Source organism: Clostridium sp. (assembly GCF_036660475.1).
Classification (GTDB): domain Bacteria; phylum Bacillota; class Clostridia; order Clostridiales; family Clostridiaceae; genus Clostridium_J.
In genome coordinates this window covers 75,973-90,598 of sequence record NZ_JAVXAO010000013.1, presented here as the reverse complement: position 1 = coordinate 90,598, position 14,626 = coordinate 75,973, and the positions used below count along the sequence as shown (strand labels likewise).

The following is a 14,626-nucleotide window of genomic DNA, read 5'->3' as shown; positions in this document are numbered from 1 at the left end:
ATATGCATGATGTATGATGTAGTAATAATAGGTGCAGGATTAGCTGGATTATCAGCAGGTTTAAGACTGAGCAACGAAGGAAAAAAGGTTGCAATAATAGAAAAGCACTTTGTGGCAGGTGGATATGCAACAAACTTTAAGAGAAAAGATAAAGATAATAACTATTATCTTTTTGATACAGCACTACATGGGATAGGTGGACTTAAGGAGAATAATCCTTTAAATATAATTTTAGATAAAAAACTAGGAATACTAAAAAATATTAATGTTTTAGAAAAACCAGAAACAGCTACAATTCTAAGTTTAAATAGTGAAGAAATTGATATACCATCAAATTTTGATAATTATAAAGAGTTTCTAATTAAGAAATATCCTGTAGAGAAGGTTAATATAGAGAATTTATTTGATTTCTTATTAAGGGTTAAGGAAGATATGGTTAAAGTAACTGAGGAAGACAATAGAATGCCAAAGTACAATAGATATCTTGAATCAATAACTTTAGATGAATTTTTAAGAGAATATACAACCAATGAGGAACTTATAGAGGAATTTTCGTTTTTATGGCTATATTATGGCCTACCACAAAAGGAACTAAATGCTCTATATTATATATTACCTTGGATATCTTATCATATAGGTGGAACTTTTTATATTGAAGGTGGAGCAGGAAAGATTTCAAATACCTTTGTTGAAATGATAGAAGCAAATGGCTCAAAGGTATTTCTTTCATCAGAAGTTGTTAGAATAGATACTTATAAGGATAAAATAACATCTGTAACAACAAAAAAAGGAAACATTTTTAAAGGTGAAAAATTTATAATAGCTTGTGATCCAAATCATATTTTCGGCATGGTAGAAGATAATGATGAGGTTATTAAATATAAAGAAAAGCTTGCAAGTCTTGAAAAAGGAATAAGTTTAACTCAACTTTATATTGGATTAGATTGTAAATCAAAGGATATTGGTATTGAGAAGGGTGATTATTTTATTGAAGTTACAAAAAATGCAGAGACCTATAAGGCAATAAAATGTGGTGATTATGAAAATATGAGCTACGGTGTAACTAGTTATGATATTTTAGATCCTAATTTAAATGGTGAAAAGCAAGGCGTGATTGCTATTGTTATCGGTGATACCATAGATAATTGGCCAGAATATAAAAGTGGGGAATATAAAAAACAAAAGCAAATTGTAACAGAAAAGCTATTAGATAAGGCTGAAAAAGTTTTTCCAAATTTAAGAAAGCATATAAAGGTATTAGAGATTGGAACACCACATACTATGAAGAGATACACAAATAACTCTGGGGGTGCAGTTTATGGATGGGCACAAAATGTTAACCAAGGTGGTTTTAACAGATTAAGCTTTAAAACACCCTTTGAAAATACTTTGTTAGCTGGTTCATGGACTAATCCTGGTGGAGGCTTTGAGGGTGCTATAACTTCAGGTGTAATGTGTGCAGATAGAGTTTTTAGAAATTCGGAAGTTAAAAAAGAAAGCAAAGAGCCAACGATGGATTTAAACGTATTTATGGCTGGAATGGTTGCAAATATTGATAAAAAGAAAGCAAAGGGGTTAGATCTAGTATATCATTTTAACTTTGATAATAACCATGATTATTATATGGAGATTAGCAAAGGTAAAGGTAGATTATTAAAGGAGAAACCAAGTAAGATAGATTTATCAATAATGACTAAATATAGTGTTTGGTATGGTATAGCCTTTGAAGGAAAAAGCGGAGCGGATGCATTGTTTGATGGAGATATTAGAATAGAAGGACCTTCAGAGCTATTCATGAAGATACCAGAACTTTTAGATACAGATAGTTTGTCTAAAGGCGAAACAGTAACGGATAGCACTAACCAAAAAGAAAATATAACACAACATAGAAAAATAGATTCATTAATATGGGTAAATTTAGCCTTAGTACCTTGGATAGTGTACTGGATATTAGAAGCTTATGTAGAACCCAAAATACTAACTATGGTAGCTACTGTTTATTTAGTAACATTCATTAATTGTATTAAACCAAGAGGAAATAGAGAAATATCATTACTAGAAGGTGGGACGCTTATAGCATTTGCAGTAAACTTGATAATTCAGTCAAATTATTTTATGGAATTCTCTTTAATATTTATATTTATAATTAGTATTATAATAAAAAAGCCAATAACAGCAGCTTATTCAAAGCTTGAATATTCAAAGGAAGTAGTGAGAACAAAATTATTCTATAAGGTAAATGTACATTTGACTGCGTTATGGGTTGTAGTTTTTGCATTAAGATTTATTACAATGGAAATATTTTCAGCTCCTGTAAACAATATTGCATATATTTTTGTTATAATAGGATTAATACTTTCCTATATATATCCTAGGAAGAAAATGCACAGATAAAGGAGAAAAGTTTTGAAAGTAACTATTGAGGAAATTGAAGGGTTAAAGGAAACAGAATTAAATATCAAATGTAAAAATATTACTCATGAAATATTAATGTTTGTAAATGATTTATCTACTACCAATCAAAAGGTTATTGGTGTGGATAATGATGAAAGTTTTCTAATAGATCCAAAAGATATTTATTATATCGAGAGTGTAGATGATAAGGTATTTGCTTATACAAAAAGTAAGATGTATCAGGTTAATCAGAAGCTGTATGAACTAGAGGAAAGGCTATCAGAAAGATTTTTCTTTAGAGCATCTAAGTCAATTATAGTTAATTTTTCATATATTAATTCCTTAAAAACATTGTTCAATGGACGTATGCAGGTCACTATGAAGAATGGAGAGCATGTTATAATATCAAGAAATTATGTGCCAGCATTTAAGGAAAGATTAGGAGTAGGAAAAAAATGAAGTCTGTAAAATATTTTTTAACGTTGTTTTGTATTATGTTTACAACTACAAATATAACATATGCAATATTTAAAGGTTTTTTAGGATCAGATATAGATTTTTCACAAGGTACATTTCAATCTGTAGGTCTTGCATTAATATTTGCAGCTATAATATATTTGCTAGATTACTTAAGTAATTTTATTAGTATTTTAGATAGCAAATTCTATCCTTTCATACAATACATATTGCTATTAGGTGTTATTGTACCGTGGGCAATAAGATTTAATTGGGGTGATTGGACCGATAAAACTTATGTGACAGTATTTATCGTAAGCTTTACAGCAATTTATTTAGTGGTGTGTTTCTTTCTTGGAAGACAGTATAAAAAGGAAGATAATGATTTATCAAAGCTTTTAAAAACTTATCAAAGAAAAATAGAAAATTGATTTATATAGGATTAAGAGTTAATAATCTTGAGTTTTTATTTAATGAAATTTTGATAAAGATAAAAAATATAAGAAAAATTTTGAACACATAATTAGTGCTAATTAAAGCAATTTAATTAGTGGTTCTAATTCTTCGCATAAAACTTTTGCACCTTCGAAATCATTATTTTCTAAAGCCTGAGCTATTTTAGTTTCAATGGCTTTTTTCTTTTGTTCAATTTCTAAGTAGTCTTTATCAAAATGCTCAGCATAAATCATTCTTTTAAATTTTTTCATTTTCATTTTTCTAATGATTTTATCTTAGATGATTAAAACATAGTCCATGGAATTTACTATGGAATAGAAATCATGGGAGATCATTAGAATGGTACTGTTGTAGTTTTCAAGGGCTTTTTCAAGTGCCAGTTGTGAATAGGTATCTAAATGGCTTGTTGGCTCATCAAGGAGCAACAGGTTTGCTTGTGTTGTAGAAACCTTAGCTAGTTGAAGGATATTTTTTCTCCACCAGATAGGGGGCCTATCTTTTGATTAAGAAGGTCTTCCTCAAAACCATATCTTGAAAGATGAACTATAATCTAGTCAGAATTTCTAAGGGCTGTATCCTGGAATTCCTCCAAGGCTGATTTTTTTATAGTTTTAGCAAAACCTTTAGAATTTAGTATATATAGCTTAAATATATTACTAAAACAAAATTGTAAACTCTTATAAAGTATACAGTTTACAATATCTTTATTCTATGATATATTTAGTTTCAGATATGGGTGGAATTAAATTTAAACACTCAATGGAAAATTTGGAAGGAGAAAAGTTTCATGAAATCACTAACAATTAAGGAGATTAGTTTTATTGGCATTTTCACAGCACTAACGGTTATTGGAGCCTTTATTAATATTCCAATTCCCGTTGTTCCCTTTACACTGCAGTTTCTTTTTACAACTCTTGCGGGACTTTTATTAGGTGGACGTTTAGGAGCAATTAGCATAGGAGTGTACATAGTTCTTGGGTTAATAGGTTTACCTGTGTTTGCTCAAGGAGGAGGTATTGGATATATTTTCACACCAACCTTTGGATATATTATTGGCTTCTGCATTGGAGCTTATGTTACAGGTAAAATTGCAAATCAGGTTTCAAGACCTAGCTACAAGAGATTATTAGCAGCAACCTTTGCTGGTTTATTTATAGTTTATCTATGTGGAATGGCTTATTACTATGTTATCAGTAATTTTTACTTGAATTCACCAATAGGTTTATGGCCATTATTTCTTTACTGCTTTATTCTTGCAGTGCCTGGAGACATATTACTTTGTTTTTTAGCAGCCTTTATATCAAAGAGAATTATTCCTGTTCTTAGAAGGGGGTTATAATGATGAGTTTTATAAATGAAATGAAAGAAAAAGTATTAGCTGGAACAGCTATTGAAGCATTGGAGGCAGAAAAACTCTTTGAGGAACCCTTGGAGGAGCTTTGTGCTGCAGCAAACCAGATTAGAGAATATTATTGTGGAAACACCTTTGATATTTGCACTATAATTAATGCGAAAAGTGGTCGTTGCTCTGAAGATTGTAAGTATTGTGCTCAATCTGCACATTATAATACAAGCTGTACGGAGTACCCTCTTCTTTCCAAGGAAGAAATTGTGGAGGGCGCAAAATATAATGCAGACAGAGGAATTTTGCGTTACTCTCTTGTAACCTCAGGAAAGAGAATTTCAGATAAAGAGGTTGATACCATTTGTCAGGTTGTTAGGGAAATTAAACAAGGAATTTCAATTAGGGTTTGTGGTTCTTTTGGTCTTTTAGATGAAGAGCAGTATCATAAGCTTTATAATGCAGGACTTACACGTATACATAATAACTTGGAAACTTCTAAAAGCTATTTCACTAATATGTGTACAACCCATACTTTCAAGGATAAGGTGACAGCTATAAAACATGCACAAAGTGCTGGAATGACGGTTTGTAGCGGAGGAATCTTTGGAATTGGAGAAACGGTAAGGGATAGAGTAGAGCTTGCATTATCCCTAAGAGAGCTTGGAGTAAAAAGTATCCCTGTAAATCTTCTAAATCCAGTTGAAGGAACTCCTTATGAACATAATAAGCCTCTTTCACAGGAGGAGATGGAACGTACTGTTGCTGTATATCGTTTTATGCTTCCAGATGCCTTTATTCGTCTTGCAGGTGGTAGAGGACTGCTTCCAGACAAGGGACGAGGCTGTTTCTTAGCAGGGGCTAATGCTGCAATTTCAGGAGATATGTTGACTACAGCAGGTATTTCTATTGAAGCTGATTTAAATATGATTAATGAACTTGGTTTTCAGGTGGAAGTAAAAAATGAGTAGAGGGTTATTTATTACGGCTACAGGTACAGATGTTGGAAAAACCTATGTTTCAGCTTTAATTATAAAAGCATTAAGAAAGTCAGGCATAAACTGTGGATACTATAAGGCGGCTGTAAGTGGTGCTGGAAGTATTGCAGAAAGTGATGCAGGTTACGTTAATGCTTTTGCGAAAATAGGTCAAAGGGAAGAAACTCTTTTATCTTATTTATATAAAACACCAGTGTCTCCTCATTTGGCAGCTCAAATTGAGGGGAACCCCCTTTCTTTAGCTAAGGTAAAGGCTGATTATCTAAGGGTTTGTAAAGAGTATGATTATGTTGTTACAGAGGGAAGCGGAGGCATCATTTGTCCTTTAAGATGGGATGATGAAGAGAAAGTTTTATTGGAGGAGGTTATAAATCTTCTAGGACTTCCAACGGTGGTGGTGGCAGCTGCAGGGCTTGGAACTATTAATGCCACAGTATTAACGGTGAAATATTTAAAGGCTCAAGGGATTCCTGTTAAGGGAATAATTTTAAATTACTTTACTGGTGATGAAATGCAGGTGGATAACCTTAAGATGATTGAGGAACTTACAGGAATATCAGTTATTGCTACGGTGAAGCCAGGAGATATGCACCTTGATATATGCCCTGTGAAATTAGCAGAGGTTTTTCAGGAGGAGGAGATATAATGTTGTTAGAAGAAAGAGATCTTAAATATGTATGGCATCCATGTTCCCAGATGAAGGACTATGAAACTTTACCCCCTATTGCCATTGATCATGGGAAAGGTGTATATCTTTATGATATAAATGGTAAGGAATATATTGATATTGTAAGTTCTTGGTGGTGCAACTTACTAGGACACTGTAACCCTGAAATAAGTGGAAGTATAAAGAAACAATTAGATAAACTAGAGCATGTTATCTTTGCTAATTTTACCCATGAGGGAGCCGTAAACCTTTGTGAGGAGCTTATAGAAGTTTTACCTAAGGGGCTTACTAAATTTAACTTCTCTGATAATGGCTCTTCCTCAGTAGAATGTGCATTAAAAATGGCCTTTCAATATCATTATCAAAGTGGGAAGCCAGAGAAAAAAAGATTCATGTGTCTGTCTGAAGGGTATCACGGAGAAACCCTAGGAGCTTTATCCGTTGGAGCCATGGATTTATATGCACAAATATATAAACCCATGCTCATGGATACAATTCAAGTAGAAGCTCCAGATTGTTACCGTTGCCCCTATGGCAAGAACCGTGATAACTGCAGTTGTCAATGTTTTGAAAAAGCTGAGGCAGCCTTTGAAAAGTATGCCCATGAAACTGCTGCAATAATTGTGGAGCCTCTGTTACAAGGTAGTGCAGGAATGAGAATTTATCCACCGCTATACTTAAAAAAGCTTCGTCAATTATGCACAAATTATGATGTGCTTTTAATTGCAGATGAAATTGCCACTGGCTTTGGACGAACAGGAAAAATGTTTGCCTGTGACCACGCTGGAATTACTCCAGATATGATGTGCTTATCAAAGGGACTTACTGGAGGCTATATGCCAATGTCTATTACGGTAACCACCGAAAAAATATATAGTGCCTTTTATGATGACTACAATAAGGGAAAAGCCTTTATGCATAGTCATACCTATAGTGGAAATCCCCTTGGTTGTGCAGCAGCCTTAGGCGTGCTTAAGGTTCTTAGGGAGCAGAATATTTTAGCTAAAGCTAAGGAAAATGCGGAGTATTTAAATAGAAGAATCAAGGAGGTTTTTGGAGACCATCCTAAGGTAGGAGAAATTCGCTCCATTGGACTTATTAATGCAATAGAACTGGTGGAGGACAAGGCTAGTAAAAAAGCCTTTGATAGTACTTTAAGGCTTGGGTATGAAATTTATAAAGAAGCCTTGAAGCTAGGTTTAGTTTTACGTCCACTAGGGAATGTAGTGTATTTTAATCCACCACTTACCATTACCACGGAAGAATTGGACAAAGCCATAGAAATTGCAAAGACAGCAGTGGATAGGATTATTGTAAATGAGTAAAAGAAAAAGAAACACGTCAAGTTAGAGTAAAAAATCCTATTGATAGATTAATAAAAAAGAAAATGTGATTATTTTAGTCATTTGTAAAATTAATAAAGTATTTTTGAACTATTACTATAATATAATTATATGAAGTGAATTATATTAGGAGGAATAAGTTTATGTGTACAGCTCTTACCGTAAAAACAAAACAAGGTGAAGTTTTATTTGGTAGAGACTTAGATTACGTAGTTAATTTTAATCAATCAGTACATCTTATCCCTAGAAAGTACAAGTGGAGAAGTGGAGTAACAGATAAGAGTGAGTATGTTAAATATGCTATATTGGGAATGGGAGCAGTATTTAATACATATCCTTATCTAACAGATGGATTTAATGAGAATGGACTTGGATGTGCCATGTTATATTTCCCAGGGTATGCATCGTATAATAAAAATTTACAAGAGAATAGTGTTAATTTATCACCATATGATGTAATCCTATGGATATTGGGTAACTTTAAAACTGTTGAAGAGGTTGTGGTTGCATTTAGAGAGGTTAACATTGTTGATTTACCTAAACTTGAGGACTATCTTCCAACTGAATATCATTGGATTGTTACTGATAGAAGTGGAAAAAGTATAGTTATAGAAAGTACTAAAGAAAAACTAAGTATATATCAAGATAAGCTTGGTATATTGACTAATTCACCAACCTTTTACTGGCAAATGACAAATTTGAAACAGTATATCCATTTAACTCCAAAACAACCAACTGATGCATATTGGGGTGAACAAAAATTAACGCCGCTAGGTCAAGGAGCAGGTGCTATAGGTATGCCAGGAGACAATACACCACCATCAAGATTTGTTAGAATAGCATTTATAAAAAACTTTATGCCAATACCAATAGATGAGGAAGCTGGTGTAATTGAATTTTTTAATGCTCTTAATACAGTTTTTGAAGTTAAGGGATCATTAATAACACCAGATGGATTGCATGAAACCTCTATATATACTTCATGCATGAACTTGCAAAAGAGAGTTTATTATTATAGTACTTATTATAACAATAGAATCAATGCAATTACCATGAAGGGTGAGGACCTTGATTCTAAGGAAATTATAAAATATCCATATATGAACTCATTAGATATCAACTATCAAAATTAATATAAATGATCATACTTCGAGGCCCATCAAATTACCACATAAAAGTCTTATGCAGAGCATGAGGCTTTTCTTACGTCACAGAATAAGGTTAATACATATGCAGAGACTAATTCATGAAAGTTATTGAAGATATGAAAGAAGTAGTTGCTAACTTGAAAGAGTGTAGACAAGTATTAGAAGAAACTGAAACTGATAATAAAACTATCTTTATAGAATTTGGGTTGAAGCAAATTTTTGTTGATTTCTTAATAACTGTTGAAAATCTTACATCTATGATTCTAAAAGAATTTAAAAGATTTAGAATAGGAATAGAGGGGACATAAAATATTGTAAGCTGAAGCCAGTCACAAACTAATTTGCAAAATCATATTATAGTTCTGAAAGATAAAAATGGAGGGGGGGCTTAATATGTTAAATATTTTAGTAACTGCTGCAAACAATGAAGAAGGACGAAGAGAGCTTAGAGAATTTGAAGAGTTTCTAAATAGAGTATTTGTAATACGTCATAAGTCAAGGACTAGAGGCATGAAGATTTGTTACTATAAAGGAAAAAGTGCTCATATTAATAGAACTGATTTTAATAGATTCTTAAATAATAGTGATTTGCTAGAAGATCCTTCTAATGCAGTTTCAGTAATAATACGAGACCCTGTATATGCACAGCAACAATCAACATTAATACATCAGGCAAATCCATACCAGGGTGTTAATTTGATTTATGCTGTTGATACTAAACCTGTTGATAATAGATATTAAAATTTAGCCTATAGCAAGCTCAAGTCCCAAAGTCCTCTCGCAAGCACACCAGGGATGTAAATTCTTCCAGTGACAAGCTGTCAAGATAAAGTCAGAGTTTAGATGAATAGTAAGTATTTTCCAAGGAAAATACTAAAATTCCTAAGGGTTTTAAATATTTCCAGAGACAAGCAACTAATATAACTTGTCGGAAATCTTGGCAAGTTGCAGACAATGGAAGTCAGTATAAGGATGAATTTTATATTCTAGAAATAGTTATAGATGTTGAGGTTATAGTAATATCAGTCATTCCTCCATCAGAAGTATGCCACAGTAATTCACCGTAGGCATATATGGTACATTTAAACTATAGTTTCTTTTTGTAAATTAAAAAATATAGAGTTATTTCAAAAGTAAATTTTGGAGCAACTCTTTTTTAGTACAGACTTTTAATTTTATCATGCTACTGCTGCCAGATTTTAAAAAAGTTTATAGATATAAAAGTAAAAATAAAAATAAATTATTAGAATCACAATATTTTTATGTTTTTATGTTTTTATGTTCTTAGGGTATTCAAGCCTTAGAGCCAACAGGGTTTGAAGCTCCTAGGGGAAATGAGAATTTGAAATTAAAAATTTAAAATTATTGAGAGAATTATTGTGAAAATAAAAAATGCTCTAGGAGGTTTAAAGTCAGTGGTATCAATGAGTTGAGTGCCCAGGAAGTTAGGAAGCTAGCAAGTTAGATTAAATTTAGAATAAAATAATTTCAAAATTGCATATATCTAGTTGAATAGGTTTAATGGGGAAAATACATATGTTAAGGGGAGATCATTATGAAATATACAATTATGGGTTTTAGACAAGAGAAGGTGGTACGTATTCCTATTTTGGTATAGGTGAAAAATATATAGAGTAAATATAAAGAATATTTTTATGAAAATCTATAAACTATCTAGTTAACTACCGAAGAAAAAATGCAAAATAATATGCAAATTTATATTTTTAACAAAAACTTAGTTTAAATTTAAAAAACAGTGAAAAAAGTATAATTGCAAATGAATTTACACATCAAAAGTAAAAAAAGGCAATAAACTATTGGAAATAAATAAATTATAAACACAAGATATTACAAAAAAAACACTTCGAAAGATATATACTGCAATAGGAACGAGTTATATTTCTGGATAGCCTTCTCCGAGGACTAAAAGTACTAAGGAACTTCATAATTTAGATGATAATGATTTCCTTAGTAAAATAGAAAAATATGGAAAATAATTCAAGAAATAATCAGAAGTAAAGAATTACTAGATTTATGCCTTAACAATAATAAAAAAACGATGTGAAGATACTTGAAAATTACATGTTTGAAAAAGAATACTAAAAAAATCACATGTAATGTTTCCATTATTAATGTGAAGAAGAGGAGCTAGAATTAGAAGATATATGTTAATGGGTTAATTTTATAGAAAGTCAATGTGAATTTAAGTATTATTCAGGTGGGCACCTCTACTGTAGGTCGAAGTGTGATGATATAGCAGATTATATCAATATGAAAATTAATATTAATATATAACTCAATTTATATTAATTTAAGGGAAAAGGTGACAAAATGGAAAATATAAATGTTGAAAAATTAGAAAATAAAAAAAATAAGTTATGGGCAAAGAATTTTACATTATTATGGCTTGGCCAGTTTGTCTCAAGTTTAGGAGATTCGTTTTATAGTATGGCATTGAGTGTTTTTATTTTAGATACAACTGGATCTATTGCATATTTAGGATTTGTTAACGCTGTTTCATTAATACCACGTATTATTATTTCTCCTTTTGCTGGTTCTGTAGCTGATACTCATGATAGAAAAAAAATTATTATATTATCAGATTTAATAAGTGGCATACCTTTAGTACTATTATTTTTAGCGATTAATTTAGGATATAAACCTTTATGGATCTTTCTAGTAGTTGGCATTATTATCGGAATTGCAGGGTGCTTCTTTGGACCAGCTGTAAACTCAGCAATTCCAGACGTTGTAGACAAAGATAATTTAGTAAAGGCAAATTCTTCTTTATCTATTGTTTATGAAGGAACAAATATATTAGGAAGTGCTTCTGCTGGGGTGGTAATAAGTTTAATTGGAGCACCTTTATTATTTCTTTTCAATGGTATTAGCTTTATTTTGTCTGCGACATCAGAGTCATTTATTACAATTCCCTCAAAAATTAAAAAAGTTAAAAAAATTAATTATTTTAAAGATATAATATCTGGTGCTAAATATGTTATTGGTAACAAAGGGTTGGTTTTCCTATACATTATCGTTTCATTTCTAAATTTTTTTGGAAGTATAGGATTTATGCTGGCTTTACCATATTTTAAAATGACAAATGGCTTGGGAATTGGATTATATGGAATAGCACTTTCCTTTTCATCAGTAGGATTAATAATGGGATTCACTATTTTATCGAAGGTGGATTTTAGAAAAGTAAATAAATTTGCTTTATTTACAATGAGTGGATTATTAACTTCTATTGCAATGATCGCATTAGCTAATATTAATAGTAAATTATTAGCCTGCGGGTTAATGTTTTGTAATGGTTTAGGTATATCAATTACAAATTCAATTTTACAGGTTACATTCCAAAAAATAGTTCCCAGTGATTTAAGAGGTAAAGCATTTGGATTTAAAAAGATGTTAGGATTATCTCTAGTTCCTATTGCTTTAACGCTAGGTGGTATTTTAGCTGATGTTTTTTCAACAAAATTAGTAATTTCGGTTTCGTATTTTATTTTATTCTTATTATTTTTAGTAACAAGTAAAATTAAAGAAATTCGTGAATGCATAAATATTGACTAATAGATATTTTAAATGAAAAATGCACTTAGGTGAATATTTGAAAGAAATACTATAAAATACTAAAACCCTTGGGGGAGGTAGCGGTTGCAATAGGCAAGCTCTTGCTTAATCTAAAATAGTTAGCTGATAAATATAAAGAATGGAAGTTCTAGATAATGCGGATATCAGATGAAAAGTATAATATCAATTTTGAAATGATTTTAAATATGATTTGCTACCGATTTGCCACCGTAATTTTTATTGGGGTAGCAAATTATTTTTCTTGTGATAATATCTTCGATGATGTTTAAAGTGTTCATAGTTCAAAAGAATGTAGTGGTATGAATACTCCAATAGAAATAATTTTAAAGGAAGTAAGAGCTAGAGGGTTAAAGCATTGTAGTAAATGTAATCCGCCACTGTAAACACTTTTATTAAATATTAAAAGGTAACAAGATTAATAAGTCTTGTTACCTTTTTTGTGTTGAGTGCTTAATATGAGAAAGAAATAGTAAAAAGAGGAGCACTTTTTACTTGGGTTTACTACTTAGATTATGTAAAGAAATCTAAAAATTATACATTAATTGTAAAAAACGAGATTAGCATCTAAATAATACGCAAAATGTTGACAAAATGTTAATTTAATGTATAATTATAGGTAAATAACTAAAAAATGGAGGAATGAATTCATGAAAAAGAAACATTCTAAAGCATTACTTATTAGTGCTATTCTAGGGGTATTATATTCAATTTATTTAATTTCGTATTTCACTGGGGCTATTGGAGGAAGCGAAGGAGCTGAACAGGTGGGAGCTGCACTAGCAACTGTACTAGTGATACCGCATATGATATTAGTAGTATTAGCTATGATTTTCAACTGGGTTGCTTACTTTACAAATAAGAGAGGTTTTGCACTAACAGCTGGTATATTATATAGTGTCGGTGGAGTTATGTTCTTAATATATATATTATTTGTTATACCAAGCTTAGTTTTAAGCTTTGTTGGTTATTCAAATCTTAAAAAAATAAATGAACAAAATAAAAATAATGTAATATCAGCTTAATCATTAGACTAGGAATTAATCCTAGTCTTTTTAAATTAGTGATTTAGGTATACTGGTATTAATTGGTGGCAATACCACCATTCTTTCACCGTAAATTTAATTTGACGGTGAAAGTGAATATTATGGAAATGCAAAAAGGTGTAGAATAAAAGTTAAAAATAGTGATAGATAGACCAAAGCGACTGTTCATCCAAGATATGCAGATTTTTTCTATGAGGTTGATTATGGGTACTTAAAAGGCCCAACCTCAATGGATGGTGAGGGAGTGCTTGAAGAAAGGTATTGGGGTTAGTAAGGGTAAAAATATGCAATGTAATAAAGGAAGAAACTATGATAAAATGGTAATTTTATCAAGGGATGATGAACTTGGACTATTTGAAAAATATGAAGAAGTTTTACAAATGGTAAGAGATAGAATTAATAAATATAATTGCACCAGTGTTATAGATTTTGGTTGTGGTACTGGTAATTTATGTGGTCCATTAAGTAATGATATAGAAGTTATAGGCATAGATAGAAGTATTGATATGATAAACACTGGGAAAAGTAAATTTCACAGTATGAGGTTTATAGAGGGTGACTTTATAGATTTACAAAGGCTTAATAAATCCGCAGATATTGTAGTCTCATCATATGTTTTACATGGACTTACAAATAATGAGAAAGAACAGGCTATAAGCTACATGATGAAATTGAGCAAAAGGGGTAGAATCATATTAGTTGACTTTATGTTTGAAAGCAATGAAGAGAAGGAAAATTATAGGGACACATTTATAAAAGGAAACAAGAGAGAACTATGGGATTTTATAAGTGGTAAAAACTATTTTATTGTTGAAAAATTAAAAGAAAGTATTGAAAATAGAGGACTAAAAATTAATACAGAGCATATTGTGAACTTCACATGGATTGTAGAGATTTATAAATGATCAATAAAAATCCAAAATGGAGCGATGATGAATATAGAAAAATTGCAGAAGAAAAAACTAGAATGTTGAAGGAGTTAGAAAGTTAATTTTGTATAGATATAATGAACTAGAAAAAGCACTTGATATGGTTGAAAGTGGAGCGTCTTTTAAAGAAGCAGCAGATGAATTTAAGCTTAACAAGAGTATCATTTCAAGAGAAATGAGAAAAAGAAAGAATAGAAAAGCTGTAGGGGCAATCAAAAAAACTAGAATTAAGGAGGATTAGTATAATGAAATGTGA

Annotated in this window: 14 protein-coding genes and 1 pseudogene; 14 read left to right on the top strand and 1 reads right to left on the bottom strand. The window is 31.1% G+C overall.

Annotated features, from left to right (window positions below; all coding sequences use genetic code 11):
- Positions 1 to 6 precede the first annotated feature (6 nt).
- The 3 genes from RSA29_RS15865 to RSA29_RS15855 are packed head-to-tail and all read left to right on the top strand — an operon-like array spanning position 7 to position 3,281.
- Positions 7 to 2,394: an FAD-dependent oxidoreductase gene (locus RSA29_RS15865; protein ID WP_346944018.1), complete on the top strand. Its 2,388-nt coding sequence runs from the start codon at positions 7 to 9 to the stop codon at positions 2,392 to 2,394.
- 12 nt (positions 2,395 to 2,406) lie between these two features.
- Complete coding sequence (locus RSA29_RS15860) at positions 2,407 to 2,853, top strand: LytTR family DNA-binding domain-containing protein (protein ID WP_346944019.1); 447 nt, start codon at positions 2,407 to 2,409, stop codon at positions 2,851 to 2,853.
- On the top strand, positions 2,850 to 3,281 hold the full coding sequence (locus RSA29_RS15855) for a DUF3021 family protein (RefSeq protein WP_346944020.1): 432 nt from the start codon (positions 2,850 to 2,852) through the stop codon (positions 3,279 to 3,281). The genes RSA29_RS15860 and RSA29_RS15855 overlap by 4 nt, the downstream gene beginning before the upstream one ends.
- 102 nt (positions 3,282 to 3,383) lie before the next feature.
- On the opposite strand, the pseudogene RSA29_RS15850 reads toward RSA29_RS15855, so the two are convergent.
- Positions 3,384 to 3,847 (bottom strand): annotated as a pseudogene (locus RSA29_RS15850) (ATP-binding cassette domain-containing protein); the annotation flags it as partial.
- Between the two features lie 246 nt (positions 3,848 to 4,093).
- Between RSA29_RS15850 and RSA29_RS15845 the strand changes: the two are divergent.
- The 11 genes from RSA29_RS15845 (at position 4,094) to RSA29_RS15795 (ending at position 14,611) form a co-directional block, all read left to right on the top strand.
- Complete coding sequence (locus tag RSA29_RS15845) at positions 4,094 to 4,645, top strand: biotin transporter BioY (RefSeq protein WP_346944021.1); 552 nt, start codon at positions 4,094 to 4,096, stop codon at positions 4,643 to 4,645.
- A 2-nt stretch (positions 4,646 to 4,647) separates the two neighbouring features.
- Positions 4,648 to 5,619, top strand: a complete 972-nt coding sequence (gene bioB / locus RSA29_RS15840) for a biotin synthase BioB (protein WP_346944053.1) — start codon at positions 4,648 to 4,650, stop codon at positions 5,617 to 5,619.
- Entirely contained in the window at positions 5,612 to 6,292 is a 681-nt protein-coding gene (gene bioD / locus RSA29_RS15835) for a dethiobiotin synthase (RefSeq protein ID WP_346944022.1), read from the top strand. The genes bioB and bioD overlap by 8 nt, the downstream gene beginning before the upstream one ends.
- Entirely contained in the window at positions 6,292 to 7,638 is a 1,347-nt protein-coding gene (gene bioA, locus RSA29_RS15830) for an adenosylmethionine--8-amino-7-oxononanoate transaminase (RefSeq protein WP_346944023.1), read from the top strand. Before bioD ends, bioA begins: the two co-directional genes overlap by 1 nt.
- Positions 7,639 to 7,799: 161 nt before the next feature.
- Positions 7,800 to 8,789, top strand: coding sequence for a choloylglycine hydrolase (gene bsh / locus RSA29_RS15825; protein ID WP_346944024.1), 990 nt, complete (start codon positions 7,800 to 7,802; stop codon positions 8,787 to 8,789).
- A 113-nt stretch (positions 8,790 to 8,902) separates the two neighbouring features.
- Positions 8,903 to 9,112 carry a hypothetical protein gene (locus RSA29_RS15820; protein WP_346944025.1) on the top strand — a complete coding sequence of 70 codons (210 nt, stop codon included), beginning with the start codon at positions 8,903 to 8,905 and terminating at the stop codon, positions 9,110 to 9,112.
- Positions 9,113 to 9,197: 85 nt separating this feature from the next.
- Complete coding sequence (locus RSA29_RS15815; RefSeq protein ID WP_346944026.1) at positions 9,198 to 9,545, top strand: hypothetical protein; 348 nt, start codon at positions 9,198 to 9,200, stop codon at positions 9,543 to 9,545.
- A gap of 1,590 nt (positions 9,546 to 11,135) precedes the next feature.
- The gene (locus tag RSA29_RS15810; protein WP_346944027.1) at positions 11,136 to 12,377 is read left to right on the top strand and encodes an MFS transporter; all 1,242 of its coding nucleotides are present in this window, start codon (positions 11,136 to 11,138) and stop codon (positions 12,375 to 12,377) included.
- 668 nt (positions 12,378 to 13,045) lie between these two features.
- Positions 13,046 to 13,420 carry a hypothetical protein gene (locus RSA29_RS15805; RefSeq protein ID WP_346944029.1) on the top strand — a complete coding sequence of 125 codons (375 nt, stop codon included), beginning with the start codon at positions 13,046 to 13,048 and terminating at the stop codon, positions 13,418 to 13,420.
- Between the two features lie 269 nt (positions 13,421 to 13,689).
- Complete coding sequence (locus RSA29_RS15800; RefSeq protein WP_346944030.1) at positions 13,690 to 14,346, top strand: class I SAM-dependent methyltransferase; 657 nt, start codon at positions 13,690 to 13,692, stop codon at positions 14,344 to 14,346.
- A gap of 88 nt (positions 14,347 to 14,434) precedes the next feature.
- On the top strand, positions 14,435 to 14,611 hold the full coding sequence (locus tag RSA29_RS15795) for a hypothetical protein (protein ID WP_346944031.1): 177 nt from the start codon (positions 14,435 to 14,437) through the stop codon (positions 14,609 to 14,611).
- Positions 14,612 to 14,626 lie beyond the last annotated feature (15 nt).